27 protein-coding genes are annotated in these 24,891 nt (G+C 61.3%); 15 read left to right on the top strand and 12 right to left on the bottom strand.

Annotated features, from left to right (window positions below; translation table 11 throughout):
- Window positions 1–182: 182 nt before the first annotated feature.
- From AC27VU_RS24040 to AC27VU_RS24055, 4 genes are read left to right on the top strand one after another with little or no spacing between them, the layout of a single operon-like run.
- The gene (locus AC27VU_RS24040) at window positions 183–491 is read left to right on the top strand and encodes a BufA1 family periplasmic bufferin-type metallophore (protein WP_086803514.1); all 309 of its coding nucleotides are present in this window, start codon (window positions 183–185) and stop codon (window positions 489–491) included.
- Window positions 492–516: 25 nt separating this feature from the next.
- On the top strand, window positions 517–1,404 hold the full coding sequence (bufB, locus tag AC27VU_RS24045) for an MNIO family bufferin maturase (protein ID WP_488725053.1): 888 nt from the start codon (window positions 517–519) through the stop codon (window positions 1,402–1,404).
- Window positions 1,401–2,159 (top strand): HvfC/BufC N-terminal domain-containing protein, encoded by a 759-nt coding sequence (locus AC27VU_RS24050; protein WP_488725054.1) that lies wholly within the window; start codon window positions 1,401–1,403, stop codon window positions 2,157–2,159. The genes bufB and AC27VU_RS24050 overlap by 4 nt, the downstream gene beginning before the upstream one ends.
- Window positions 2,156–2,632 carry a DoxX family protein gene (locus AC27VU_RS24055; protein WP_103520435.1) on the top strand — a complete coding sequence of 159 codons (477 nt, stop codon included), beginning with the start codon at window positions 2,156–2,158 and terminating at the stop codon, window positions 2,630–2,632. Before AC27VU_RS24050 ends, AC27VU_RS24055 begins: the two co-directional genes overlap by 4 nt.
- A gap of 107 nt (window positions 2,633–2,739) precedes the next feature.
- Here the strand turns inward: AC27VU_RS24055 and AC27VU_RS24060 are convergent, their stop codons facing one another.
- Complete coding sequence (locus tag AC27VU_RS24060) at window positions 2,740–3,654, bottom strand: LysR family transcriptional regulator (protein WP_201135622.1); 915 nt, start codon at window positions 3,652–3,654, stop codon at window positions 2,740–2,742.
- Between the two features lie 103 nt (window positions 3,655–3,757).
- Between AC27VU_RS24060 and AC27VU_RS24065 the strand changes: the two genes are divergently transcribed.
- From AC27VU_RS24065 to AC27VU_RS24075, 3 genes are all read left to right on the top strand, one after another.
- Window positions 3,758–4,357, top strand: coding sequence for a short chain dehydrogenase (locus tag AC27VU_RS24065; RefSeq protein ID WP_003222362.1), 600 nt, complete (start codon window positions 3,758–3,760; stop codon window positions 4,355–4,357).
- Between the two features lie 59 nt (window positions 4,358–4,416).
- The gene (locus tag AC27VU_RS24070; RefSeq protein ID WP_488725055.1) at window positions 4,417–5,070 is read left to right on the top strand and encodes a COG3650 family protein; all 654 of its coding nucleotides are present in this window, start codon (window positions 4,417–4,419) and stop codon (window positions 5,068–5,070) included.
- 97 nt (window positions 5,071–5,167) lie between these two features.
- A complete protein-coding gene (locus AC27VU_RS24075; protein WP_003222357.1) occupies window positions 5,168–6,781 on the top strand; it encodes an NAD(P)/FAD-dependent oxidoreductase in 1,614 nt (537 codons plus the stop codon).
- A gap of 139 nt (window positions 6,782–6,920) precedes the next feature.
- Here the strand turns inward: AC27VU_RS24075 and AC27VU_RS24080 are convergent, their stop codons facing one another.
- Window positions 6,921–8,018 (bottom strand): PLP-dependent cysteine synthase family protein, encoded by a 1,098-nt coding sequence (locus AC27VU_RS24080; protein ID WP_488725068.1) that lies wholly within the window; start codon window positions 8,016–8,018, stop codon window positions 6,921–6,923.
- A 169-nt stretch (window positions 8,019–8,187) separates the two neighbouring features.
- Between AC27VU_RS24080 and nhaA the strand changes: the two genes are divergently transcribed.
- The 4 genes from nhaA (at window position 8,188) to AC27VU_RS24100 (ending at window position 11,349) form a co-directional block, all read left to right on the top strand.
- Entirely contained in the window at window positions 8,188–9,375 is a 1,188-nt protein-coding gene (nhaA, locus tag AC27VU_RS24085) for a Na+/H+ antiporter NhaA (RefSeq protein WP_488725056.1), read from the top strand.
- A gap of 305 nt (window positions 9,376–9,680) precedes the next feature.
- Window positions 9,681–10,868 carry a colicin E3/pyocin S6 family cytotoxin gene (locus AC27VU_RS24090; RefSeq protein WP_488725057.1) on the top strand — a complete coding sequence of 396 codons (1,188 nt, stop codon included), beginning with the start codon at window positions 9,681–9,683 and terminating at the stop codon, window positions 10,866–10,868.
- On the top strand, window positions 10,865–11,095 hold the full coding sequence (locus AC27VU_RS24095) for a DUF7683 domain-containing protein (RefSeq protein ID WP_262143170.1): 231 nt from the start codon (window positions 10,865–10,867) through the stop codon (window positions 11,093–11,095). Before AC27VU_RS24090 ends, AC27VU_RS24095 begins: the two co-directional genes overlap by 4 nt.
- Window positions 11,092–11,349: a DUF7683 domain-containing protein gene (locus tag AC27VU_RS24100; RefSeq protein ID WP_488725058.1), complete on the top strand. Its 258-nt coding sequence runs from the start codon at window positions 11,092–11,094 to the stop codon at window positions 11,347–11,349. Before AC27VU_RS24095 ends, AC27VU_RS24100 begins: the two co-directional genes overlap by 4 nt.
- 72 nt (window positions 11,350–11,421) lie before the next feature.
- On the opposite strand, the gene AC27VU_RS24105 is transcribed toward AC27VU_RS24100, so the two are convergent.
- On the bottom strand, window positions 11,422–11,886 hold the full coding sequence (locus AC27VU_RS24105) for an outer membrane lipoprotein (protein ID WP_003222347.1): 465 nt from the start codon (window positions 11,884–11,886) through the stop codon (window positions 11,422–11,424).
- Between the two features lie 167 nt (window positions 11,887–12,053).
- Between AC27VU_RS24105 and AC27VU_RS24110 the strand changes: the two genes are divergently transcribed.
- A complete protein-coding gene (locus AC27VU_RS24110) occupies window positions 12,054–12,290 on the top strand; it encodes a hypothetical protein (protein WP_103485726.1) in 237 nt (78 codons plus the stop codon).
- Window positions 12,291–12,295: 5 nt separating this feature from the next.
- On the opposite strand, the gene pdxH is transcribed toward AC27VU_RS24110, so the two are convergent.
- From pdxH to dinG, 5 genes are all read right to left on the bottom strand, one after another.
- Window positions 12,296–12,943 carry a pyridoxamine 5'-phosphate oxidase gene (gene pdxH / locus AC27VU_RS24115; RefSeq protein WP_488725059.1) on the bottom strand — a complete coding sequence of 216 codons (648 nt, stop codon included), beginning with the start codon at window positions 12,941–12,943 and terminating at the stop codon, window positions 12,296–12,298.
- 24 nt (window positions 12,944–12,967) lie between these two features.
- Window positions 12,968–14,182: an OmpA family protein gene (locus tag AC27VU_RS24120; protein WP_488725060.1), complete on the bottom strand. Its 1,215-nt coding sequence runs from the start codon at window positions 14,180–14,182 to the stop codon at window positions 12,968–12,970.
- 111 nt (window positions 14,183–14,293) lie between these two features.
- Complete coding sequence (locus tag AC27VU_RS24125) at window positions 14,294–15,439, bottom strand: serine hydrolase domain-containing protein (protein ID WP_488725061.1); 1,146 nt, start codon at window positions 15,437–15,439, stop codon at window positions 14,294–14,296.
- Between the two features lie 210 nt (window positions 15,440–15,649).
- Window positions 15,650–18,001 carry a beta-galactosidase gene (locus AC27VU_RS24130; protein ID WP_488725062.1) on the bottom strand — a complete coding sequence of 784 codons (2,352 nt, stop codon included), beginning with the start codon at window positions 17,999–18,001 and terminating at the stop codon, window positions 15,650–15,652.
- A 93-nt stretch (window positions 18,002–18,094) separates the two neighbouring features.
- A complete protein-coding gene (gene dinG / locus AC27VU_RS24135; protein ID WP_003222341.1) occupies window positions 18,095–20,239 on the bottom strand; it encodes an ATP-dependent DNA helicase DinG in 2,145 nt (714 codons plus the stop codon).
- Between the two features lie 98 nt (window positions 20,240–20,337).
- Here dinG and AC27VU_RS24140 point away from each other — a divergent pair, with 98 nt between their 5' ends.
- A complete protein-coding gene (locus AC27VU_RS24140) occupies window positions 20,338–20,802 on the top strand; it encodes a DUF2269 family protein (RefSeq protein WP_003222340.1) in 465 nt (154 codons plus the stop codon).
- 173 nt (window positions 20,803–20,975) lie between these two features.
- Here AC27VU_RS24140 and AC27VU_RS24145 read toward each other — a convergent pair whose 3' ends face one another.
- The 4 genes from AC27VU_RS24145 to AC27VU_RS24160 all read right to left on the bottom strand — a co-directional run bounded on the left by AC27VU_RS24145 (window position 20,976) and on the right by AC27VU_RS24160 (window position 23,676).
- Window positions 20,976–21,734, bottom strand: a complete 759-nt coding sequence (locus AC27VU_RS24145; protein WP_103522356.1) for a collagen-like triple helix repeat-containing protein — start codon at window positions 21,732–21,734, stop codon at window positions 20,976–20,978.
- Window positions 21,727–22,002, bottom strand: coding sequence for a DUF1145 domain-containing protein (locus tag AC27VU_RS24150; RefSeq protein WP_003222338.1), 276 nt, complete (start codon window positions 22,000–22,002; stop codon window positions 21,727–21,729). The genes AC27VU_RS24145 and AC27VU_RS24150 overlap by 8 nt, the downstream gene beginning before the upstream one ends.
- A gap of 162 nt (window positions 22,003–22,164) precedes the next feature.
- Complete coding sequence (locus AC27VU_RS24155) at window positions 22,165–22,890, bottom strand: PA1041 family peptidoglycan-binding anchor lipoprotein (RefSeq protein ID WP_103522357.1); 726 nt, start codon at window positions 22,888–22,890, stop codon at window positions 22,165–22,167.
- Between the two features lie 90 nt (window positions 22,891–22,980).
- On the bottom strand, window positions 22,981–23,676 hold the full coding sequence (locus tag AC27VU_RS24160; RefSeq protein WP_003222336.1) for a PA1041 family peptidoglycan-binding anchor lipoprotein: 696 nt from the start codon (window positions 23,674–23,676) through the stop codon (window positions 22,981–22,983).
- A 197-nt stretch (window positions 23,677–23,873) separates the two neighbouring features.
- Here AC27VU_RS24160 and AC27VU_RS24165 point away from each other — a divergent pair, with 197 nt between their 5' ends.
- Together AC27VU_RS24165 and AC27VU_RS24170 are read left to right on the top strand one after the other, a co-directional pair.
- Window positions 23,874–24,371, top strand: a complete 498-nt coding sequence (locus tag AC27VU_RS24165) for a DUF6231 family protein (RefSeq protein WP_041070621.1) — start codon at window positions 23,874–23,876, stop codon at window positions 24,369–24,371.
- Window positions 24,372–24,375: 4 nt separating this feature from the next.
- Entirely contained in the window at window positions 24,376–24,852 is a 477-nt protein-coding gene (locus AC27VU_RS24170) for a YchJ family protein (RefSeq protein WP_003222334.1), read from the top strand.
- The last annotated feature ends 39 nt before the right edge of the window (window positions 24,853–24,891 follow it).

Genomic DNA, 24,891 nt, shown 5'->3' on the forward strand with positions numbered 1-24,891 from the left:
TCCGTGGGGATTTAACAACACACCGCCGTCGCGAGCAAGCCCGCTCCCACAGTGGATTGCCGTGTTCGAAAATCTTTTCGAAAAAACTTTGCACTGCGCTGTAACGCATCGCCATGAGCGTTCTCTAGTGGGGTAAGCAAGCGCACTTCGCTTGTAAAACCCAAGCTCAAATCTGGAGAAACATCATGACTACCACTCGCACCCTGTCCGCCGCTGCCCTGGTTCTGGCTCTTGGTTCCGCCCTGAGCATGACTGCCGTTTCCAGCGCCAATGCCGCCGATAACAGCAACATGGAAAAATGCTTCGGCGTGGCCATGAAAGGTCACAACGATTGCGCCGCGGGCGCAGGCACCACCTGTGCCGGCACAGCGAAGATGGACTACCAGGCCAACTCGTGGAAGTTCGTGCCAAAAGGCACCTGCACCACCACCGAGAGCAAGACCTCGCCGACCGGTTTCGGTCAGATGGAAGCCTTCAAAGCCAAGTCCTGAACCATTGCCTGCCCGAGTGACGCTCATGTTGACCACCCGCGAAACTGTCCCACCGCGCACTCGGGCAGCCCTCTGCGGGCTCCCGCCCCGCGCGGGGCTGGGGCTCAAGACCGGGCACTTTGTTGAAGTGCTCGGCACTCAACCGGACATCGGTTTCTTTGAAGTCCACGCCGAAAACTACATGGTCGACGGCGGTCCGTTTCATCATTTTCTCGGGTTGATCCGCGAGCAGTATCCACTGTCGCTGCACGGTGTCGGGCTGTCCATCGGGGCCGAAGGGTCGCTGGATGCTCAACACCTGCAACGCCTGAAAACGCTGATCGAGCGCTATCAACCGCAATCCTTTTCCGAACACCTGGCCTGGTCGAGCCACGGCCCGGTGTTCCTCAATGACCTGCTGCCGCTGGCGTATGACACGCCGACCCTGAACCGCGTCTGCGCGCATATCGACCAGGTGCAGAACAGCCTCAAGCGCCCGATGCTGCTGGAAAATCCAGCGACCTATCTCGGCTTCGAACGCTCGACCATCGATGAGCCGGAGTTCATTACCGAGGTGATCCGCCGCAGCGGCTGTGGTCTGCTGCTCGACGTCAACAACGTCTACGTCTCGTGCGTCAATCATCAACGCGATCCACTGACCTACCTCGACGCGCTGCCTTTGCACGCGGTCGGCGAGATTCATCTGGCCGGGTTCGCCGAAGATGCCGACAGCCTCGGCGACCGCTTGCTGATCGATGATCACGGCGCGCCGATTGATGACGCGGTCTGGGCGTTGTACCGGCTGGCACTCGAACGAATCGGCCCGATGGCAACCTTGATCGAACGGGACAATCAGGTTCCGGCGTTCAATGTGCTGCTGGCCGAGGCGCAGCAGGCCGAAGCGTTATTGCTGCACGCCGGGAGTCAGCCATGAGCACTCAAGCCGACTTCAGCGCCGCCCTGCTCGACACTCGCCGGCCCTGCCCCGCTGGCCTGTGCAGCGTTAACGGTGCTGATCCCGCCAGCCGATTCTCGGTGTATCGCAATAACGTGCAAGGTTCGTTGATCAACGCGCTGGCCGACAGTTATCCGGTGGTGCAGCAGTTGGTCGGCGAGGAATTTTTCCGTGGCATGGCCAGCATTTTCATCCAGCAGCAGCCGCCGCGCAGTCCGTTGATGAGCCGTTACGGCGACGGTCTGGCGGACTTCATTGGCGCCTTCGAACCGGCGGCCGGCGTCCCTTATCTAGCCGACGTCGCACGACTCGAACGCCTGCGCACCCGCGCCTATCACGCCGCCGATGCGCTGGCGGTCAATGCGCAACAGATCAGCGCTGCACTGGCCGATCCGCACACACTGGCCGAACTGACCATCGCCCTGCATCCCTCGCTGCACCTGCTCGATTCGGCCTACGCGGTGGTTTCGATCTGGGCGGCGCATCAAGGAGACGCGACGCTGGCGGGCATCGACGTCCATCAAGGCCAACACGCACTGGTGCTGCGCAACGCACTCGAGGTCGAAGTCTTCGCCCTCGATCACGGCGCCAGCGTGTTTATCCGCCACCTGCTCAACCACCAACCGCTGCTGCAAGCTGCGCAAGACAGCCCGCCCTTCGATCTGCCGCAGACCCTCGCCCTGCTGATCGGCCACAACGCCATCACCGACCTGAACAACAAGGTATCGCCATGAACAACCTCATCACTCGTGCCATCGGGCTCATGGAAAAAATCCCGCACAGCCTGATCGCCTTCATCGCGCGGTTCTCGATAGCCGCGGTGTTCTGGAAGTCCGGGCAGACCAAGGTCGAGGGGCTGGCCATCGATTTGATCGACGGCACCTTGCAACTCGGCTGGCCACATTTGGCGGACTCGACGATTCCGTTGTTTCAGAGCGAATACCACGTGCCGCTGCTGTCACCGGAAATCGCCGCGCACATGTCGGCGTTCGCCGAGCACTTCTTTCCGGTGCTGATATTGATCGGCTTCGCCACGAGATTTTCAGCGCTGGCGCTGCTGGGCATGACGCTGGTGATCGAGGTGTTCGTCTATCCCGATGCCTACCCGACCCACGGCACCTGGGCGGCGGTGTTGCTGTACCTGATGGCGACCGGGCCGGGGAAATTGTCGATCGATCATCTGATCGCACGACGTTTTGCCAGCTGACCACAAACTGTAGGAGTGAGCCTGCTCGCGATAGCGGTAATCCAGCTAACATTTTTGTTGAGTTTGCTTACGCAATCGCGAGCAGGCTCACTCCTACAGGAAATGAGTTAGCGCTGAAGTCGATCCAGCGCCTCGCCGCTGCGCTTGAACCAGCCAATCAGATAATCCGCCAGCACTTGCGTGCGTTTGGGCAAACCGCCCTGATAGGGATGCACCAGATACATCGGCATCCGCCGCGTCTGAAAGTCGCGCAGCAGCCAGCGCAACCGTCCGTCAGCCAATTCCGTTTGCAGCAAATACGACGGCAAACGGGCGATACCAGCGCCGGCCAGTGCGGCTTTCTTCAGCAGGTTGTAATGGTTGCTGGCGAACGGCCCCGACACCCGCACCCGCAGCAATTCGTGCTGTTGGTGATACAGCCATTCCTCGCGACCACTGTAGTGACTGTTGAGCAGGCAACGGTGCTCGACCAGCTCCTGCGGGCTCAGAGGTTCGCCGAACTGCTCAAGATACGCCGGGCTGGCACAGGTCATTTCCTGCCACGCCAGCAGTGGCCTGGCCACCAGCCGTTCGTCATTGGCCACTTCGCTGCGGATAGCTAGATCAAAGCCATCCCGGGACAGGTCGCGATAACTGTTGTTCAGCTCCAGCTCGATCTGCACCTCGGGGTATTTCTGCGAGAACTCCAGCAGCAGGCCATCGAAAAACGTTTCCCCCAGCGACACCGGTACCGTCATCCGCACCGGCCCGGCCATGTCGTCCTTCAAGCGCGCCAATGCCTGACGCGCGCGCTCCACCTGAACGACCAGCGCTTGCGCCTGCGGCAGCAAAGCGGCGCCGGCGGCAGTCAGGCTCAGACGGCGCGTCGTGCGTTGCAGCAGCACCACGGAAAACTGTGCTTCCAGCTGACTGATGCGTTTGGACAACTGGCCCTTGCTGCAACCCAGTTGCTGCGCCGCCAGGGTAAAACTGCCGGCCTCGATCAACACCGCAAACGCCGCCAGATCATCCATTTCGCTCATGGATTGTTTCCATTTGAAAACCAAAGGTTGCCTATTAGTGCGCTTATCCGCAGAAAAAACCACTCTAGACTGAAACCTCATTCAACCCATTGAGGAACAGCCCATGAAGATTCTGTTGATCGGTGCCGCCGGCACCATTGGTTCGGCCGTGGATAAAGAGCTGAGCCAGCGTCACGAAGTCATTCGTATCGGTCGCAACAGCGGCGATTTCCAGGTAGACATCAGCGACAGCGCGTCGATTCGCAAGCTGTTCGAGCAGACCGGCAAGTTCGACGCGCTGGTCTGCGCCGCCGGCAACGTGACCTTCGCCCCACTGGGCGAGATGAACGCCGACAGCTTCGCCCTGGGCCTGAAAGACAAGCTGATGGGCCAGGTCAACCTGCTGCTGATCGGCCGCGAATATGCCAACGACGGCGCCTCGTTCACCTTCACCACCGGCGTGCTCAGCCACGACCCGATCCGCTCCGGCGCCTCGGCAGCACTGGTCAACGGCGCCCTGGACAGTTTCGTCAAAGCCGCCGCCATCGAATTGCCGCGTGGCTTGCGCGTCAACTCGATCAGCCCGACCGTGCTGCTGGAAGCCATGGGCAGCTACGCCCCGTACTTCCGTGGCTACAAGCCGGTTCCGGCAGCCGATGTGGCATTGGCCTACGCCAAAAGTGTCGAAGGCCTGCAAACCGGTCAGACCTTTCACGTGGGCTAAACCCTTGTGATCAACGGTCAGCCTGCGTAACGTGGCGGCACTTGTCTGGAGAGCCGAAGATGCGTGTTGCCCGTTCGTTGATCGTTGTTGCCCTGCTGCCGTTGTTCGCCGCCTGCCAATTGCTCGATGGCCCGCGTGAAAGTGCTTCCCACGTCGGGCAGACCCGGATGCAGGGGCAGTTGACGGCGGCCGACGGCAAACTGGTGTTCCAGCCCTGTGGCGAACAGCGTCAGTACGTGGTCAACGACATCGGCGGCACCAGCGTGCTGCAAGAGGCCGCGACCCTCGCCGATCAGCAGGGCAAGCTGTTTGCCGATGTGCGCGGGAAGATCGCCGGCGACCGGCTCGACCTTGGCCAGTTGTATCGCGTCGAGCGCTCCGGCACCGCGTGCGATGACCCGAATTTCAAACTGTTGATCTTGCGTGCCGCCGGCCACGGTCCCGAGTGGAACGTCAAAGTCAGCGGCAAGGGCATGGTCATTGACCGCGAAGGCCAGCCGGCGCTTGCCGTGCCTTATGTCGAAGAGCAACTGGGTGATGGCCGCTTCAACCTCAGCAGCGAAGCCAACAACCAGCGCATCGAGTTGTGGGTCGCGCCGCAACGCTGCGTCGACAGCAGCAACGGCAGCGTGCAGCACATGAGCGCCGAACTGCGCATCGACGGCAAGGTCGAGCGTGGTTGCGGGTATTTCGGCGGATCGCGTAACGACTGAGCGTTTTAGCCTCACCGGATCCGGCCTTTGCGGCTTATAATCGCGGCCTTCAAACGCCCTGGCGCAGTTGTGCGCCCCGCGAATCCGGATCCTCGCCATGTTACGAATCACCGAACTCAAGCTGCCAATCGACCATCCCGAAGAAGACCTGCGTGCCGCCATCGTGCAGCGTCTGGGCATCGCCAGCGATGACTTGCTCGATTTCACCTTGTTCAAGCGCAGCTACGACGCGCGAAAAAAGTCCTCCGAACTGTGCTTCATCTACACCATCGACCTCACCGTGCGCGACGAGGCCAAGGTGCTGGGCAAGTTCGCCGACGACCGTAACGTCAACGTGGCGCCGGATGTCAGCTACAAATTCGTCGGTCAGGCGCCGAGCGACCTGAGCCAGCGCCCGATCGTGGTCGGTTTTGGCCCGTGCGGGATCTTCGCCGGCCTGTTGCTGGCTCAGATGGGCTTCAAGCCGATCATCCTCGAACGTGGCACCGAAGTCCGTCAGCGCACCAAGGACACCTGGGGTCTGTGGCGTAAAAGCGTGCTCAACCCCGAGTCCAACGTGCAGTTCGGCGAAGGCGGCGCGGGTACGTTCTCCGACGGCAAGCTGTACAGCCAGATCAAGGATCCGAAGTTCCTTGGCCGTAAAGTCCTGCACGAGTTCGTCAAGGCCGGCGCGCCGGAAGAAATCCTCTACGTCAGCAAACCGCACATCGGTACATTCCGTCTGACCGGCATGGTCGAGACCATGCGTGAAGAGATCCGCGCCCTGGGTGGCGAAGTGCGCTTCCAGGAGCGCGTCACCGATGTGCTGATCGAAGACGGCCAACTGGTCGGCGTCGAGTTGGCGAGCGGCGAAACCCTGCATTCGAAACACGTGGTTCTGGCCCTCGGCCACAGTGCCCGTGACACCTTCCGCATGCTCCACAGCCGTGGCGTGTTCATGGAAGCCAAGCCGTTCTCGGTGGGTTTCCGCATCGAACACCCGCAGTCGCTGATCGACCGTGCGCGGTTGGGCAAGTACGCCGGCCACCCGAAACTCGGTGCTGCCGACTACAAACTGGTGCACCACGCCAAGAACGGCCGTTCGGTCTACAGCTTCTGCATGTGCCCGGGCGGCACCGTAGTGGCGGCGACGTCCGAGCCGAACCGCGTGGTCACCAACGGCATGAGCCAGTACTCGCGTAACGAGCGCAACGCCAACTCCGGGATCGTCGTCGGCATCACCCCGGAAGTCGATTACCCGGGCGGCCCGCTGGCCGGTATCGAGTTGCAGGAACGTCTGGAATCCCACGCGTTCATCCTCGGCGGCAGCGACTACAAGGCCCCGGCGCAACTGGTCGGCGACTTCATCAATGGCACCCCGTCGACCGAACTGGGCGAAGTCGAGCCGTCGTACAAACCGGGCGTGGCCCTGGGCGACCTGGCCCTGGCGCTGCCGGACTTTGCCATCGAAGCGATTCGTGAAGCGTTGCCGGCGTTCGAGAAGCAGATTCGCGGTTACTCGCTGCACGATGCGGTGTTGACCGGCATCGAGACTCGCACCTCGTCGCCGCTGCGGATCACGCGTAACGAGTCGCTGCAGAGCATGAACGTCAAAGGTCTGTTCCCGGCGGGTGAAGGCGCGGGTTATGCGGGCGGGATTCTGTCGGCGGGTGTTGACGGGATTCGTATCGCGGAAGCGGTGGCGCGCGACATTCTAGGCCTCGAAGCCTGATACCTCTGTTTTGCAGTAACAGCAACCTCCTGTGGGAGCGGGCTTGCTCGCGAATGCAGTGTGTCAGTCGACGAAGATGTTGACTGACCCGACGCATTCGCGAGCAAGCCCGCTCCCACATTGGTTTCCGCGTTCGGCTTTAGATATTGGCGCGCAGCACTGAAGTCGGCAGCGCCTCACCTTTCTCGGCGCTCGCCGCCACTGCCCCCATCAACCCCTCCAGCTCATAGCCCTGCGCCTTCAGCCAGGCCTGATCGTAATAGGTGTCGGCATACCGCTCGCCACCGTCGCACAGTATCGCCACGATCGACCCCGACTCCCCCGCCGCTTTCATCTGTTGCGCCGCCATCAGTGCGCCGATCAGGTTGGTACCGCTCGACCCGCCGACATGCCGTCCCAGACGCTGTGCCAGATAATGCATGGCCGCCAGCGACAGAGCATCCGGCACCTTGACCATCGCATCGATTACCTTGGGCAGGAACGACGCCTCGACCCGTGGCCGGCCAATGCCTTCAATTCGCGAACCGCAATCCAGGCGCAGACTCGCGTCGCCAGTCTGGTAGTAATCGAAAAACACCGAACGCTCGGCGTCGGCGCACAGCACCCGGGTGCAATGCTGGCGATAACGCACGTAGCGGCCAAGGGTCGCGGTGGTGCCGCCGGTGCCGGGGCTGGAAATCAGCCAGCTCGGTTCGGGGTGTTGCTCGAAACGCATCTGCTGGAAGATCGACTCGGCAATGTTGTTGTTCGCCCGCCAGTCGGTAGCCCGCTCGGCATAGGTGAACTGGTCGATGAAGTGGCCGCCATGCTCGCGGGCCAGACGTTCGGATTCGGCGTAAATCTGCGTCGGATCCTTTACCAGATGGCTCTGGCCACCGTAGAAAGCGATCTGCGCGATCTTCTCTTTCGAGGTGGTCGCCGGCATCACCGCAATGAACGGCAAACCGAGCATGCGCGCGAAATACGCCTCGGAAATCGCCGTCGAACCGCTGGACGCCTCGATCACCGGCGCGCCGGGCTTGAGCCAGCCGTTACACAACGCATACAGGAACAACGACCGCGCCAGGCGATGCTTGAGGCTGCCGGTGGGATGACTGGACTCATCCTTGAAATACAACTCGATACCCGGGAAACCCGGTAGCGGCAAGGGGATCAGATGGGTGTCGGCGCTGCGCTGGAAGTCCGCTTCGATAATGCGGATGGCTTCGCGGGCCCACTGGCGGTTGTCGCTCATGATCATGCTCTCGTTGATTCGGGCAGAAATTGCCTCGTCACAGGCTCAGCCGCCAAGCATAGGAAAAAACCTACAGGCCTCACAGATACAGCTGAGCCTCAATATATCCGCCAACTGCTAGGCTCTGTGCAAGTGCGTGTCCGACCTTTTGCCATGTAAATGGAGAGTGACCTTGCCGCTGCGCAGAACCTTTACCCGTTTCTTTCAGCTGGAAGCGGCCAGCGGCTTGCTATTGATTGCCGCCGCCATCCTCGCCCTGATCATCAACAACTCACCGCTGTCATGGCTTTACACCGGTTTTCTCGACACCCCGGTGGTGACGCAGATCGGTGCGCTGAAAATCGCCAAGCCACTACTGCTGTGGATCAACGACGGCCTGATGGCACTGTTTTTCCTGCTGATCGGTCTGGAAGTGAAGCGCGAAGTGCTCGACGGGCAGCTGTCGAAACCGTCGCAGATCGTCCTGCCGGGGGCAGCGGCGGTCGGCGGCATGGTCGTACCGGCATTGATTTACTGGTTTCTTAACCGCGACAACCCGCCCGCCCTGAACGGCTGGGCGATTCCCACCGCCACCGACATCGCCTTCGCCCTCGGCGTACTGGCGCTGCTGGGCAAGCGTGTGCCGGTGTCGCTGAAACTGTTTCTGATGACGCTGGCGATCATCGACGACCTCGGCGCCATCGTGATCATCGCGGTCTTCTATTCCGGCGAACTTTCGAGCCTGTCGCTGGGTCTGGCGGCGGCATGCATCGCAGCGCTGGTGGCGATGAACCGGCTCGGCGTGGTCAAGCTCGGCCCGTACATGATCATCGGTCTGATCCTGTGGTTGTGCGTGCTCAAGAGCGGGGTTCACGCGACACTGGCCGGGGTCACGCTGGCATTCTGCATCCCGCTGCGCACGAAAAATGCCGAACCCTCGCCGCTGATGGCCCTCGAGCACGCGCTACATCCGTGGGTGGCCTACGGCATTCTGCCGCTGTTCGCCTTCGCCAACGCCGGGCTGTCGCTGAGTGGGGTGACCGTCGAAAGCTTCACCCATCACGTCCCCATGGGCATCGCCATCGGCTTGCTGCTGGGCAAAACCGTCGGTGTATTCGGCCTGACCTGGCTGGCGGTGAAAATCGGCATCGCCGCTCTGCCCCAAGGTGCCAATTGGGGTCAGGTGCTGGGCGTGGCGATCCTCTGCGGCATCGGTTTCACCATGAGCCTGTTTGTCGGCTCGCTGGCCTTTGAACCGGGCGTGAGCGACTACGCCGGCATGGACCGGATGGGCATTCTGACCGGTTCGATTCTGGCGGCGTTGATCGGGTATGCGGTGACGGCGGCGGCGAGTCGCCATAACGCACATTCACCTGCATAGGACCTGTGAATGGGCTCGTTGTGGCGAGGGAGCTTGCTCCCGCTGGAGCGCGAAGCGATCCCAATATTCCGGGTCTGCTGCGCAGCCCAGCGGGAGCAAGCTCCCTCGCCACAAGTCCAGGCTCGTCTGAAAACCAGCGAACAATCCCGGAGATAAATCCCCTCACCACAGGCCTGGCTTGTCTGACAAATAGCGAACAATCCCCAGCCCATTAGAGATGCGTCCTACAGCCACCCTTTGTCTGCTTCGTTAACGTCGCACAGCCCTTTCGAAGGGTTGTCGATGGATGAACGAAAGGACGCTCAGTGGCTCGCAACAAGGACATTCCCCGGGTTCCCAACCCACCGGCGGGCGACGGTCATCACGTCACCTACCGCTACATGACAGCCACCGAACTGGCCGAGCGCGACGCTCGACAAAACGCATACGACGCCATGCTGGCGCGGCAGGAGGCTTTCGAGCGCAGTCGAGAGGTTGCGGCGAAAAAGCCTGATCCGGTGCGAGCCGGGTGCGTGTTCGCCAAGTCCTGCAAATTGCCGGACGCGATCATCGATTACTCGAATCCTTCGGGGATGGTGCCGACTGACAGCCTGAAAGATTACGGCGAGTTGATCCTGCTGGGCGCTCGCGAAAGCGATGAAACCGGCGGGGTTGCCCTGAAGAAAATCGGCGCCACCGCGATTCCCGCCGGGCTGGGCAGTTTCGCCCTGGCCGGCGCCGCCTTCGAGGCGCTACCCGCTATCGCCGCCGGAACCGCTGCCGCCACCCTGGCAGGACTGGTGGCGCTGCTTATGCCTTCCAGCCTCGGCGACAGCGCGCTGTACAGCGATGAGCAACTGCGCAGCCTCAAACAGGCCCGCACACGCGTGCGCCTGCGCGTCGAACAACAGGCCGACGGCAGTCTTCGGGGCTACGGCTTCTACACCGGCAGGAATCGCGACTGGGAAATGGTCGATGTCGTGCAGTTCACCGCGCGCGGCAGCCGGTTCGTCGCCGACCTGGGTGAAGGGGTCGAACTGCTCTGGACGCCGGCGGTGGATGGCTCGGACGTTCTCGGCATTCCGGCGCTGGAGGCTGCACCGCAGGCCCCGCACATCTGGGTTTATCCACCGACGAAAGCGGCGGACGGGATTCTGGTGAATCCGGTTTATCCGCCGGAGTATCGGGATTTCATTCTGGTGTTTCCGGCGGATTCGGGGGTAGCGCCGATATACATCGTTCTGAATATTGCTGGGGATATCAAATATCATCCGGCTCCAAATTCCCTTACAGCCTTTCCTGAGGCCAAATCCGCACCAATGAAAACCTCTGTTCGTGGGGGAGGAAAAAAACGCAGGCGATGGAAGGATCTATCAGGGAAAATTTATGAATGGGATTCCCAGCACGGCAAGGTTGAGTTGTACACCAAACAAGGAAAACACCTTGGAGAATATGACCCAAGAACCGGGGAACAGACAAAGCCTGCTGACCCCAAAAGGAGAGTAGAAAAGTGAAACATATAGTTGAGGTATTTGATCAGAAAACCGAGGTTTTACTTCTAAGCGTTGATATCGCCGAACATCATGAAGACGCGCTGAAGGTAATCATGAACTGGAAGCAACCGGAAGATGAATTCGATGGGTACGACCTGTCCGAGGAACAGATTAGTATTTTGGAAGACTGGACCGGGAAAAAGCTATCAGGTGTAAATCGTATAGTTCAACTGGTATGCACCGAATGACATGTCGCTACCCAAAACTTAATCATACTGTCGATGCCTATGATAAAAAAACGTCACTCCCTGTTTTCGAAATACCTGTTCCAGACGGGAAGATCGACCAGCTCAGAACAATCATGAAGTGGACCGTGCCAGAAGACGAAATCTACGGCTACGATCTCGATCCCGAGCAAATAACACAACTCGAAGTTTTAATCGGCCGGTCATTTTACGACCCGGAATATGACTTTCAATTGAGCTGTTATGGAAGTGAGTAATACTGATTAGTCTTGACAAAAAAACCCCGACCAGTCACCTGATCGGGGTTTTCTTTTACCGCTCGTTCTCGCTTAGTGCGAAACGCGGCTGGTGCCACCGACGGTGGAGATGCGCACGCGCTCACCGACACGGAACACTTCGTTTTCCTGAACCTGTTGCACGTAGGCACGCATGCTGCCGTCGTCTTCGCGCACGGTGATTTCAACGCCTTGGGTGCGGGTCATGCCTTCTTCAGCGGCCGAGCCCAGCAGACCACCGGCTACCGCGCCGATGACCGCAGCCACGGCGCTGCCGCGACCGCCGCCGATGGCGCTGCCGCCGACACCACCGACCACTGCACCGGCGACACCGCCGATCGGGGTCTTGGTGCCTTCGATTTTCACCGGACGCAGGGATTCGATGGTGCCCATGCGAATCGTCTGCACGCGACGCGCTTCGTCACGGGAGTAGGAGTCACCGGTCAGGCTCGACTGGCAGCCGGTCAGCAACATCGCCATCGTGGAAAAGGAAGCAACCAGCAGAACAGACTTACGCATAGCATCAACTCCAAAAGAACATGTATTCATTAAACCCCGCAGCTTGACGCCTGTCACGACGCGGCCGGGATAAACTTGATTTTATTCAGGCCCGGTACAGGCACCTGCCGCCCACCCAACAGTAGCGCCAAATCGCCCAACCCGCCCTGCCGACCCAAGGATTTTTCATGGATTACGTGATCATTTTCGTCACCACCGTCGCCGGTTTGTACTTCCACGGGTGGCTGTACGTGCGGATCAAACGCTGGATGGATCGTGATCTTGCACTATCCCTGGCGGGCAATGATGACGGCAAACGCGCCTTCATGCTCGAACAGCTGGCCCATGCCCGCTCGCAGAAAATCAAACGGCAGGATCTGCCGAAGTGGCTTGAGGCCGCTGCGGCAGGCTATCCCGCTCGGTAGACTGCTTAAGGCGCCAGACGTTCAAGAATCCAGTTAGCGCCCTGCCGACGATAGTTCAGGCGATCATGCAGACGACTTGGACGGCCCTGCCAGAACTCGATGCGCTCAGGCAGCAGGCGATAGCCGCCCCAGTGTTCCGGGCAGTCAGGCTGAGTATCGCTGAAGCGTTGCTCGGTGGCCTTGAGCAAATCCTCTAGCTCGCCACGGCCGTTGATCACCCGGCTCTGCGGCGAGGCCCAGGCGCCGAGCCGGCTGCCCAGCGGACGCACTTGATAATACGCGTCGGACTCTTCAGGCGTGACCTTCACCACCCGCCCCTCAATACGCACCTGGCGCTCCAGGGTTGGCCAGAAAAACGTCATGGCCGCGAATGGATTCGCCGCCAGATGCTGACCCTTGGCGCTGTCGTAGTTGGTGAAAAAGGTGAAGCCCTGCGCGTCCAGGCCCTTGAGCAGCAGAATGCGACAATGCGGACGCCCGTCCGCATCGACCGTGGCCAGGGTCATCGCGTTGGCCTCCACCGGCGCCTGTTCGGTTTTCACCGCGTCGGCAAACCACTGGTGAAACAGCGCGAACGGCTCGCCCGGGGCTTGCGCCTCGGTCAGGCCATCCCGGGTGTAATCACGACGCATATCAGCCAGAGCCTGAGTCATGGCGCATTCCTTTTCGTTAGCGGATCACTGCTTGGCAGCATCGGTGGCAGCGACCTTCTTGTCGGTCGCTGCGGCTTTGGCCGGCTCGGTTTTCTTCACCGGAGTCTTGGCTGGAGCCTTCTTCGCAGGTGCTTTGGCTGCAGCTTTTTTCGCTGGAGCCTTTTTAGTCGCCGATGCCGCGGCTTTCTTCGCAGCAGGCGCTGGCGTTACCGGCTTGTCGACTGGCTTGACGTCCTGCGCGGCAACCAGAGTCACCGGTGCCGGAGCTGGCATGTTGTACTTGCTCAACAGCGCAACCATGGTGTTCTGCGGTGTAACCAGCAGCTCGATACGACGGTTCAAGGCACGGCCTTCAACACTGTCGTTAGCCGCGCGCGGAGCGTCGGCCCCCATGCCACGCAGCATCAGGCGGTCACGTTGCAGGCCGCTGAGGCGGAAGATCGCGGCCACCGATTGGGCGCGTTCCAGGCTGAGCTTGGTGTTATCCGCCGCGACGCCCGAGCTGTCGCTGTGACCGAGTACCAGAATCGCCGTTTTCGGATCGGCTTCGAGGATTTTGGCGACGTTGGTGAACGGGCTCAGGGTAACCGGGAGCAGCATGGCCGGACGTTTCGGGTTGAACGAGCCTTCAACCGGTGCGATCAGCACCAGCACGTTCTCACGACGTTCGAACTGCAGGTTGCTGCCTTTGATGGCGGCACGCAGACGCGGCTCATAATCGTCAAGCCAGGCTTGAGTGACTTTCGGATCCGGCATCGGCACGACTTTAGCGGCAACCTGATCTTTGGCAGTGCTCTGCTGCTTGCCGAACGGCCACCACCACTTGGTGCCTGTGTCAGCGTTGGCGTTGGCGACTACAGCCGGCTTGGCGTCGGGTTTCGCCTCAGGCTTCACTTCAGCTTTGACGTCGGGTTTCACATCAGCCTTGGCAGCCGAGTTGTCCGAACCGCCGAACGGCCAGTACCAAGGGCTGCTGCTTTCAGCCTTGGCCACGGGTGCGGTGGCGGCAGGCTTCAACGGGGCTGGGGCTGGGGCTGCCGCTGGAGCCGGTGCCTTTGCAGATGCAGATGCTGTCGCTGGAGCTGGAGCTGGCGCCGATACTGGATCTTTGGCCGCTGCTTTATCGGAAGAGCCGAACGACCACCAATTGCCGCCGTCCGCATCATTTTTAGGGGTCTGCGCACATCCGGTAATCGCAACACACAGGGCGGCCAGGGCAAGAGTGTTTTTATATGACATTGAAAATCCCCAAGATGAAGTAATTGAATCAGAGCTCTTTTGCCCGGATAAATAGACGTTTTGCATCGAAAAACCAAAACAGGCTCCATTCCTGGAGCCTGAAGTAAAGCATTACAGACAAGTGGCAAGTACCCGCGCCAGTTTCTGCGCCCGAGGGTCCATCAAGACGTACGGCCCTAGGGTATTTGTCACAAAACCAAAAGCAACATCGTGCTCCGGGTCTGCAAATCCGATGGAACCCCCGGCGCCCGGATGGCCAAACGCCCGTGGGCCCAGACCATAAGTCGCGTTCGCCACGTCGGGTTGATCAAGCATGCAGCCCAGACCGAAACGGGTTAGGGTCAGCAGGGTCTTGTCTTCGCCGAGGCTATGCTCGCGGGTCAGCTCGTTGAGCATTTCGCCGTCAAGCAGGCTGCCGTCGAGCAATCCGGCGTAAAAACCCGCCAGGCTGCGCGCATTGCCGTGGCCATTGGCCGCCGGTTGTTGCATGCGTCGCCATTCAGGCTTGTTGGTACTGGTGAGCACCGAGGGCGGATTGGTGAATGCACGAGTAGTCATGGCCGTGGGTTCACGCATGGTCACTTGCAACAGGCGCTGGGCCGCGGCATCGCCGACGTTGCCCTTGCCCCGGGCGATGTGCGCCACGCGATAAAACTCCTCGTCAGCCAGACCGACATGAAAATCCAAGCCCAATGGCTTGGCCACGCGGGCGACGATCGATTCCCCCGGCCCGCGACCGTCTGCGCGGCGCAACAACTCGCCGATCAGCCAGCCGTAAGTGATCGCGGCATAACCGTGCCCCTCACCCGGCGTCCACCACGGTGCTTCGGCCGCCAGGGCATCGACCATGGTTTGCCAGTCATAAAGGGCTTCGGGGGCGAGCAGTTCACGCAGGGCCGGCAGACCGGCCCGATGGCTGAGCAACTGGCGCAGGGTGACCGATTCCTTGCCGGCCGCCGCGAACTCCGGCCAGTAGCGGGCAACCGGAACATCCAGTTGCAGTTTGCCTTCGGCCACCAGTTGCAGCGCCGCAACGGCGGTGAAAGTCTTGGTGCAAGAGAACAGGTTGGCGATGGTGTCGCTGTGCCAGGCCTCGGTGCCGTCCTTGTCGGCGGTACCGGACCAGAGGTCGAGGACGGTTTCTCCGCCGACCTTGATGCACAACGCTGCGCCGCGTTCCTGGGGATCGTCGAACAGTGCCGCGAATGCCTCGCGCACCGCTTCGAATTGAAGCTCGTAATGTCCCTGAATCTGCACCCGCAACTCCCCCGCAAAAACACGCTACAATTGGTCGGCATTGTTCCAGTCCTTGAGGGATTTGGGAACAGCCGCAGGCTAGACGGTTGATGTTGTGGCATACGACTGATGCCATCGCCAAAAGGCCCGCTCGCACAGCAGATTCATGAACACCACAAATCCAGTGTGGGAGCGAGCCCGCTCGCGAAGAACGATAGCTCGTTCCGAGGCTTAGTGCCCATTCCCTGAGTGCCCGCCCGCATGCCCGGCGCCAGGCCCTTTGCCGGCCTCGCCCCGTCTGCCGCCTTCAGCTTCATGCGCCGGCGCAGCGGCTTTTTCGGCTTCTTTGCCCAACTGATCAAGCGCCTGCAGGTTGCTCTTGCGCACCGCCTCGACAAAGCCCTGATACGGCAGATCGGTAATCCCCACCAGACCGAAGTGCCCGTTCTCGCCGTCGAGCAGGCGTCCGGTCGCCGGTTGATCCAGATACTGGAACCAGTGCACGCCGACGATCGACGGCTCGTTCAACGCCTGTTTGAGGAAGTTGGCATAGGCCGGCCCGCGATCTTCTTCCCGTGCCAGTTGCGTTACGCCGCCCCAGAACGGCCCACGGTCAGCCGAGCCGAAATTGAATTCGGTGATCAGCACCGGTTTGTCGAGGGCGCGCAAGGCGGCGAAGTCATACCCGTCCTGCGGCTTCAGCGTGTACATATTGAAACTCAACACGTCGCAATACTGCGCGCAGGACGCTACCGCTTCCGGGGTGCTGGTGGCAAAACGGCCGCCGAGCAGCAGCTGATTCGGCGCGTGCCATTTCAACGAGTCAGAGATGGTCTTGAAGTAGGTATCGGCGAACACCTTCTGGAAGTATTTGAAGTCGTTTTCGATTTCCGGGTGCTCCGGATTCGGCATCGGCGGCACGAAACCCGGGTCTTCCATCAACTCCCACGCCGGCAGATCAATGCCCCACGCTTTCGACAGACCTTCCTGGTTGCGGTACTTGTCGCGCAGTTGCTTGAGGAACGCGCGTTTGGCTGGCACGTCGGTGGTCATTTTCAACGTGCCGTAGGCCAGGGCGTAGCGCGACTGCGGATCGTCGCCGGGACCGGCCCAGGCCAGTTCGTTGTCGGCGTAGTACCCGATCAACCATGGATCATCGCGGTGATCACGGGCAGCGATGGCCACGGCACGCTCGGTAGCCATGGCGAAACGCGGGTCGAACGGGTCAGGCATGCCGCCCCACCAGTCTGTGCCGGTGCTGATGCTGGTGTAGTCGCCGACGATCGACAGCGGCAAGGTGTACGGCACCCGCTCAGCGTCGCCCAGCGAATCGGCACTCCAGTTGCCAACCGTGTTGAAACCCCAGGCTTGCAGACGATCAAGGGTGTGCGCGGCCCACTTCTGCTCATCGACCGTGGCTTTGCATGGCGCGGCGCTCGTCGGCTCGGCTGCCGGTTCGGCGGGTGCCTGCGCTGCGCAAGGTTCGCCGTACAGGCGTTGCAGGTTGGCGCCGTAGAAATCGTACCAGCGCCCGGCGTTGTAGCCACGGCCCTGGTCGGCGCCGTTGCCGCCACGGTTGTCGCCATCGCCGAAATGGCTGGCAAGTGGATCGTCTGGTTTTGGCAGCGATTCGAACATCCACTCACGCCCGGCGACGTAGGTCTGGTTGACCTGCGGGCTGACGGTGTTGACCCCCAGCGAATAGAACGGATGCCCTTCCGGCGTCACCAGATACCAGCGCCCGTCACGCTTTTCGGTGCGGAAAAAGCCGCTGGCCTTGAACGCCGGGCCTTGGTTCCAGCCACCGAATTTGTCCAGCGAAGACTTTTCGCGCTCGGCCAGCCAGGTTTTCAGCTGTTGCTGTTCCTTGGCGGCGGCGGATTTCAGTTGTTCATCGCTGCTGACTTTTTCCGGCCATTTGCTGCGGGTCGACTGCCCGTAAGCGTCCACCAGATTGCCATACACGGCCTGAGTCACGGCATCGCCGTCCTGCACGCCGAAACGCTCGAGCAGCAGGCTCTGAGCGGCTTTCGGCTGATCCATCCACAGGCTCACCGACACCACCTGACTGCGGTCCAGTTCACCGCTGCTGCTGGCCAGCAGAATCCGCTGGCCATCGACGGTCATCGGCATCGGCGGCCCGGCCTTCATGCCCTGGCTCAGCGGCGAAGTCGCCACCAACGGCACCAGCAGGGTTTGCGCGGGTCCGGCCGGCAAGTCGACGCGGCTGGTCAGCGTCTGGCCGTTGTTGCTCTGGATTTGCACGTAAACCGTCACGGCCCAGTTCATTGCGCTCTGCAGACGCAGGCTCATCATGCCCGACTGCGACCAGTCCCAGGCGCCGGTCTGCGGGGTCAGGCGCAGGGTCGGCCGGGCTACCGGGTTGAACGTCACCCGGCGCAGCACTTCACCTTCCGGGGTTTGCTCGGCGTTGGCTTGTGGCAGGTCAGTGTTTTCAGTGACGACTTTCACCACGTCGGCAGGACGGACGAAGTTGAACAGGGTCTGCTGACCGGCAGGCGCCGCCAGCAACGGGGCGGCGAAGATCAAGGCAAACACGGCAGGCAACGAGCGGCGAATCATAAGAACGGAGTTCTCCCTAACGACCAAAAGGCCAATGGAAAAGCGATGGCGGAGAGATAGACAACGCGGCGGGCAAAACTGCCCACCGTTGTCTCAGGATATTTCACGACGGAATGGCGGCAACGCATTGAGGATCGCCTTGCCGTAGCGCTGGGTGACCAGGCGCCGATCGAGCAAAGTGATGGTGCCGCGGTCTTCTTCGGTACGCAGCAGACGCCCGCAGGCCTGGACCAGTTTCAGCGAAGCGTCGGGCACCGAAATTTCCATGAACGGATTGCCGCCACGGGCCTCGATCCACTCCGACAGCGCCGCCTCGACCGGATCGTCCGGCACCGAGAACGGGATCTTGGCGATCACCACGTGCTCGCAGTAGGCCCCGGGCAAGTCCACCCCTTCGGCGAAACTGGCGAGGCCGAACAGCACGCTGGAATCACCGCCATCGACCCGCGCCTTGTGCTTGTTCAGGGTTTCCTGTTTCGACAGGTTGCCTTGAATGAACACTTGCTTGCGCCAGTCGCGGTCGAGGCCATCGAACACGTCCTGCATCTGTTTGCGCGAGGAGAACAGCACCAGCGTGCCGCGCGAGCCTTCGACCAGATCAGGCAATTCGCGGATGATCGCGGCGGTGTGAGCCGCGGCGTCGCGTGGGTCGGCCTTCAGATCCGGCACCCGCAGCACGCCGGCGTCGGCATGATGAAACGGGCTCGGCACCACGGCAGTGACCGCTTTTTTCGGCAGACCGGCGCGCATGCGGAAACGGTCGAAGGTGCCCAGTGCCGTCAAGGTTGCCGAGGTCACCAGGCAGCCGTAAGCCACGTTCCACAGGCTGCGACGCAAGGTTTCTGCAGCGAGAATCGGGCTGGCGTTGACCTCGATGTCGAACAGCGAACCGCTTTCGGCCAGTGTCAGCCAGCGCGCCATCGGCGGGCTGTCTTCCGGATCTTCGGCGGTAAATGCAGTCCACAGTTCCCAGTTGCCCGAAGCCCGGGACAACAGGCTGCCGAACAGTGGATACCACTCCTCGGCCTGATTGCTGGCGATGCCGATGTTGACCTCGCCGTCCATGCCTTCCTTGAGCAGGTCGGTCAGACGGGTGAACAGATCGTTGAGCCGCGAGTAGCCCTTCTTCAGCTCGATGCCCATCTCGCGCATGTGCTCGGGAATCACCCCGCCGACGAAACGATGGCGTGGCCGCTCGCGACCTTCGACGTCTTCGCCGGGCTTGAAATCGGCGATCTGCTCGCACGCGGTGAACATGAACTGCTGCTGGGTCTTGATCTCCCGCGCCAGCTCCGGCACCTGCTCGATCAGCTTGCCGAGATCCCCCGGCAACGGATGCTGGGCCAGCAGTTTGGTGAGGTTCTTCGCGGTGGTTTCCAGCCAGTCGGCAGTGGAACGCAGGCGCGTGTAGTGGGCGAAGTGGCCGATGGCCTTGTCCGGCAGGTGGTGGCCTTCGTCGAACACATAAATGGTGTCGCGCGGATCGGGCAGCACCGCACCGCCGCCGAGGGCCAGGTCGGCCAGCACCATGTCGTGGTTGGTGACGATCACGTCGACCTTGCCCATGCCTTCGCGCGCCTTGTAGAACGCGCACTGGCCGAAGTTCGGGCAATGACGGTTGGTGCACTGACTGTGATCGGTGGTCAGGCGCGCCCAGTCGGCGTCTTCCAGCGCGTTGGGCCAGCTGTCGCGGTCGCCGTCCCACTTATTGCCGGCAAGCTTCTCGATCATGCTGGTGAACAGCTTCTGACTGGCCTCGTCGACCTCGATCTTGAAGCCTTCTTCTTCGAACAGCTGGGCGGTGGCGGTTTGCGCGTGGCCTTCCTGCAGCAGCATGTCGAGCTTGGACAGGCACATGTAGCGGCCACGGCCCTTGGCCAGCGCGAAACTGAAGTTCAGCCCGCTGTTGCGCATCAGGTCGGGCAAATCCTTGTAGACGATCTGCTCTTGCAGGGCCACGGTCGCGGTGGCGATCACCAGGCGCTTGCCGGCCAGCTTCGCCGTGGGGATTGCCGCCAGGCTGTAGGCCACGGTCTTGCCGGTACCGGTGCCGGCTTCCACCGCGACAATTGCGGGGTCGCCACTGCGCCGGCCTTCGTCGTCGGTGTCGATATCCCCGAGGACTTTGGCGATTTCAGCGATCATCAGGCGCTGGCCATAACGCGGCTTGAGGCTCTTGGCTTCAAGAAAACGCGAATAGGCGCCCTGGATCGTGGTTTTGAGTTCAGTGCTGATCATTGATTGTCGGGCGCAAAAACGCTGGATAAATTTTCAGTGGTTTCGGATGGCGGCTATCATACCCCGCTAATTAATCCCGCGCAGAACGGAGTGCCCCAATGACACCTTTTAGCCTCGTTTATCCGCTGCATGTCTTGTCCGCCCTGGTCTGGGTCGGCGGCATGTTTTTCGCCTGGATGGTCCTGCGCCCGGCGGCTGTAAAGGCTCTCGACGGCCCTGCCCGCCTGACCCTGTGGGTGGAAGTGTTTCAAGGTTTTTTCCGCTGGGTCTGGGTCGCGGTGATCCTGTTGCCGATCAGCGGCGTCGGCATGTTGCATTTGCAGCACATCGGCTTCGAGACCGCGCCTAAGTATGTGCAAGTGATGATCGGGCTGTATGTGGTGATGACGGCGCTGTTTATCCGGATTCAGGGCCTGATGCTGCCGGAGTTGCGCAAAGCGGTGGAGGCGAAAGACTGGCCCGCGGGTGCGGCGGTGCTGGGGCGGATTCGCCGGGTGGTGGGGATCAATCTGATTGTCGGGTTGGTGCTGGTGGCGATTGCGGCGGCGCGGCCGATGTTCTGACCCGCTGACGACAGGTACTATTTGTGGCGAGGGAGCTTGCTCCCGCCGGGCTGCGCAGCAGCCCCAAATCAGCTGGCGCGTTCAATCTGATGGAGCGCGGTATCTGGGATGGGGCCGCTACGCGACCCAGCGGGAGCAAGCTCCCTCGCCACAATTGTGAATAGTGCTGTTATTTAGAGGCGTTGCACGGTCACCGCACCCGCCGCCCCCACCGGCCCTGGCTGACCATCAGCCCCGGCCTTGCCGTTCTTGCCGCCATCAGCGCGATACACCAGGCAACCCTTGGACTTGCCGCCTTGGCCGGCCTTGCCGCCGACACCCGCCGGACCACCGGCGCCGCCAGCGACGTCGACTTTGATCAGCTCGGCCGGAAACTCGCGGGGCACTTCCAGGCGCACCAGCGCACCCGGAGCACCGGGTTGGCCGTCGCTGCCATTGCTGCCATCAAAACCGTGTCCGGCTTCGCCCCAGGTACAGCCCGGATCTTCACCGTTGCCGCCATCCAGACCGACAAAACCTGGTGCGCCGGTACCGCCACGGGCATCGACAAACAGCTTGGGTGCGGTCAACGCCTTGAACTGTAGATTCAGATTACGCCCGGCACGCGCGGCTTTTTCATAGGTCCCCGGTGCCCCGCGTGCGGTGATCAGGCTGCCTTCGCTCAGTTCGGCGCGAATGACTTTCATGTCCAGCGCCTGTTCACTCGGGACGATCGCGATGCGTGCTTCATGGCCCAGGCGCAGTTCGCCGACGGTCAGTTCGGTCACATTGGCAGGAATCAGCAAGGTGCCGTAATCGGCGACTTCGAGTTTTTCCAGCTGCAAGGTGCTGGCGGTGTTGGGCAGGCGCATCAGGGAATTGGTTTCGACACTGACCACCTGGGCGCAGGCCAGGGGACTGATGAATGCAGCGAGCAGGCAAAGTTTACGCATGGGAAGAAGCCTCCGGAGCGGCCGGGGCCGGGATGGTTTGCAGGTGGAAAACGCCAAACAGCAGGATCAGCAGACGGTCACGCCACGGGTTGGCACGCCCCTCGAGGCGAGAGAACAGCAACTCCAGCACATGCAGCGCCAGCAACAAGCCGCCGGCCAGATTGACCAGCAGATGCAGCGGATGCACAAACGGCATCAGCAGATTGAGCACTACCACGCACCAGAACAGCAGGGTCAGCAAACGCCCCAGCCCCCAGAAAACCTTCATACGCTCCCCCGTGTCGGAATTATTCTTTGGGCGCACAGTAACGGCTTACACGGGGGATAAGCCAGAGGGGCAAAAGAAAAAACTTTTGTCAGTCGTCGGATCGCTGCCGGTTCGACGATGATCGTCGCCCGGCAGCTCTAGCCTGCGGACTACAGACAAGTCTCAGCGATTGATATGCAACTCGACCCGACGGTTTTTCGCCCGTCCTTCTTCGGTCGCATTGTCAGCCACCGGCTCACTCTCGCCGCGTCCCTCACTGGTCAGTTTGTTCGGCGCCAGACCCTGGCTCAGCAAGTAGGCGGCAACACTGCTCGCGCGGCGTTCGGAAAGCGCCTGGTTATAGGCGTCCGAACCTTTGCTGTCGGTATGCCCGATAACCTTGATGCTCACCACGTCGGCGTTGCGCAATTTGTCCATCAGCGTATCGAGCTGGGCTTTGGCTGCCGGGGTCAGATCCGATTTGTCGAAATCGAACAACACATTGCCGGCATCGCTGAGGGTGATGACTTCGGTTTGCGGCGCTACAGGCTCCGCAGGTTTTTCGGTCACAGGATATTGCGGCAACGGGCAACCACGGTGATCGACCGGCGTATTGGGCGGTGTGTCCGGGCAACGATCACGACGGTCGAACACGCCATCGCCGTCTTCATCGCCATCCTGGGCGTAACAGATCAGTCCGCCAGTCAGAATCCCCAGCGCTGCGCCGCCACCGGCCCAGCCGCCACTTTCAATCGCGCCGAGCCCACCGCCGACCAAGCCGCCAATGAGGCTGCAGATCGGCCATGTACGTTGATTGAGCGGGGCATCGCCATCGCTATGAGTGGCGCAACCGGTGAGCAAGCTGCCCAGCAGCAGCACCGGCAAGACGGACCTTGGGAAAACAGTCATTGTGAAAGCTCCTGTGTCACCGGCCCATACCGGTTACACAGGAGTAAAGACCCGCATCCGCGACTGCACAAGCCGCGGATGCGAGAGGGGCTAGCGGACGATTTTGATTTCGGTACGACGGTTCTGTGCACGACCGTCAGCGGTTTTGTTATCCGCCACTGGTTGGCTTTCACCCATGCCCGATACCGAGACGAAGCTGGCACGCGGCACACCTTGCGAAATCAGGTATTCCACCACCGAGTGCGCGCGACGATCCGACAGTTTCTTGTTGTAGGCATCGCTGCCGACGCTGTCGGTGTGGCCGGTCACGGTCAGTTGCGCCGTGGACGACTCTTGTTTCAGGCGCGTGGCGACTTTGTCCAGAACCTGTTTGTCGGCACCGGTCAGGGTGGCTTTGTCGAACTGGAAGTGCACATCACGAATAACGATGGTTTCTTCCCTGACAATGACCGCCTCTTCTACCACTGGCGCAGGGGCCGGTGGAGGGCAGCCGTCAGCATCGACTTGCACACCTTTAGGCGTGTGCGGGCACTTGTCGCGACTGTCCGGCACACCATCGCCGTCTTCATCGCCATCACCGTGCACCCAGCAATAGGCGGCTGCCGTACCGCCGACCAAGAGTGCGCCGTAGCCGGCCCACGCCGAACTTTCCGTCGCGCCGAGGCCCGCACCGACCACACCGCCGACCGCCGCACAGGTCGGCCAGTCGGTTTTCTGCAAACCTGCGCAACCAGTCAACACACTGGTTAGCAGAATCAAAGGTAACGCTGTCCGAACTATGCTCATCTGGTTTTCTCCTGAGGGATCGGCTTAGAACCGATTCACGGAGTAAAGACCGGAGTTTTAATCTCCGCCAGCAATAGGCCAGCGTCATTTGGGACCGTGTTCACAGGGATTTGGCACTTTTGCCATACGCGACAAAACGGGGTCTAGGCCGGATCCGTCTGGCGCGCTAGTCTTGGCGATCTGATTGAGGAGCTTCGATGAACGTCGCCATTTCTTCGCGCACGCCGCAACAGGCGCTGGCCGCTTTACTGGATCGCTATGCACCGGCGCGTCTGCTGCTGATCGGCGCCAGCGAATTTCCGGCGCTCGCCGCGTTCAAGCAGGCGCACCCGGACTGCTGCGTCGCCCACGCCGAACCCGGTGCGTTGCCCGCCGAACTCGCGGCACGGCGCTTCGATCTGGCGCTGGTGGTCGATTGCCTGGAGCATCTGCCCAAGCGTGACGGCCTGAATCTGCTGGGCGGGATCCGCAACCTCAATGCCAGCCGCATCGCTGTGCTGGCAGACCTGCCGGCCAGCGGCTGGCAGGAGACCGATTTCTATTCACTGGCGCTGCAAGCCAGCGAACGTTTTCAGCGTGACGAGCAGGTACTGACCCTGTTCACCTACGATCTGCTTGACTACAAACAAGTCCCCGACTGGCTCAACTCGCGGTTCTGGGCCAATCCGGAAAACTTCGGGAAATACTGGTGGTAATGCAATGAGTACAGCCATTTGCCCGTGCGGCAGCGGCAACCTGCTGGAGGCCTGCTGCGGTCACTATCACGAAGGCCATCCCGCGCCGTGCGCCGAAGCCCTGATGCGTTCGCGCTACAGCGCCTATGTGCTGGGGCTGATCGATTATCTGGTGGCAACCACCCTGCCCGCCCAGCAGGCGGGTCTGGATCGGCAGTCGATCAGCGCCTGGAGCGCGCAAAGCACCTGGCTCGGCCTCGAGGTCGAAAGCTCGGAAGTGTTCGGCGGCCAGCCCGAGCACGCCTTTGTCACCTTTACCGCGCGCTGGCACGACAGCCAGGGCGAACACAGCCACCGCGAGCGCTCATCTTTCGTGCAAAACAGCGGGCGCTGGTACTTCATCGACCCGACCGTGCAGTTGAAGCTGGGGCGCAATGACAGTTGCCCGTGCGCAAGCGGACAGAAGTTCAAGAAGTGCTGTGCAGGGTATTTCGGCGCATAGGCCTGCAATTTTTTTAGCGTCTAGACTGGCTGCAAAGGG

It is taken from the genome of Pseudomonas sp. 14P5.3.2 (genome assembly GCF_057799175.1).

Coding starts and splice junctions, on each gene's coding strand:
- AC27VU_RS24120 (WP_488725060.1), bottom strand. CDS start 14,182: ATGTCATATAAAAACACTCTTGCCCTGGCCGCCCTGTGTGTTGCGATT.
- AC27VU_RS24155 (WP_103522357.1), bottom strand. CDS start 22,890: ATGACTGTTTTCCCAAGGTCCGTCTTGCCGGTGCTGCTGCTGGGCAGC.
- AC27VU_RS24145 (WP_103522356.1), bottom strand. CDS start 21,734: ATGCGTAAACTTTGCCTGCTCGCTGCATTCATCAGTCCCCTGGCCTGC.
- AC27VU_RS24055 (WP_103520435.1), top strand. CDS start 2,156: ATGAACAACCTCATCACTCGTGCCATCGGGCTCATGGAAAAAATCCCG.
- AC27VU_RS24130 (WP_488725062.1), bottom strand. CDS start 18,001: ATGATTCGCCGCTCGTTGCCTGCCGTGTTTGCCTTGATCTTCGCCGCC.
- dinG (WP_003222341.1), bottom strand. CDS start 20,239: ATGATCAGCACTGAACTCAAAACCACGATCCAGGGCGCCTATTCGCGT.
- AC27VU_RS24140 (WP_003222340.1), top strand. CDS start 20,338: ATGACACCTTTTAGCCTCGTTTATCCGCTGCATGTCTTGTCCGCCCTG.
- AC27VU_RS24070 (WP_488725055.1), top strand. CDS start 4,417: ATGCGTGTTGCCCGTTCGTTGATCGTTGTTGCCCTGCTGCCGTTGTTC.
- AC27VU_RS24060 (WP_201135622.1), bottom strand. CDS start 3,654: ATGAGCGAAATGGATGATCTGGCGGCGTTTGCGGTGTTGATCGAGGCC.
- AC27VU_RS24075 (WP_003222357.1), top strand. CDS start 5,168: ATGTTACGAATCACCGAACTCAAGCTGCCAATCGACCATCCCGAAGAA.
- AC27VU_RS24065 (WP_003222362.1), top strand. CDS start 3,758: ATGAAGATTCTGTTGATCGGTGCCGCCGGCACCATTGGTTCGGCCGTG.
- AC27VU_RS24105 (WP_003222347.1), bottom strand. CDS start 11,886: ATGCGTAAGTCTGTTCTGCTGGTTGCTTCCTTTTCCACGATGGCGATG.
- AC27VU_RS24170 (WP_003222334.1), top strand. CDS start 24,376: ATGAGTACAGCCATTTGCCCGTGCGGCAGCGGCAACCTGCTGGAGGCC.
- AC27VU_RS24100 (WP_488725058.1), top strand. CDS start 11,092: ATGACATGTCGCTACCCAAAACTTAATCATACTGTCGATGCCTATGAT.
- AC27VU_RS24110 (WP_103485726.1), top strand. CDS start 12,054: ATGGATTACGTGATCATTTTCGTCACCACCGTCGCCGGTTTGTACTTC.
- AC27VU_RS24165 (WP_041070621.1), top strand. CDS start 23,874: ATGAACGTCGCCATTTCTTCGCGCACGCCGCAACAGGCGCTGGCCGCT.
- AC27VU_RS24050 (WP_488725054.1), top strand. CDS start 1,401: ATGAGCACTCAAGCCGACTTCAGCGCCGCCCTGCTCGACACTCGCCGG.
- pdxH (WP_488725059.1), bottom strand. CDS start 12,943: ATGACTCAGGCTCTGGCTGATATGCGTCGTGATTACACCCGGGATGGC.
- bufB (WP_488725053.1), top strand. CDS start 517: ATGTTGACCACCCGCGAAACTGTCCCACCGCGCACTCGGGCAGCCCTC.
- AC27VU_RS24150 (WP_003222338.1), bottom strand. CDS start 22,002: ATGAAGGTTTTCTGGGGGCTGGGGCGTTTGCTGACCCTGCTGTTCTGG.
- AC27VU_RS24160 (WP_003222336.1), bottom strand. CDS start 23,676: ATGAGCATAGTTCGGACAGCGTTACCTTTGATTCTGCTAACCAGTGTG.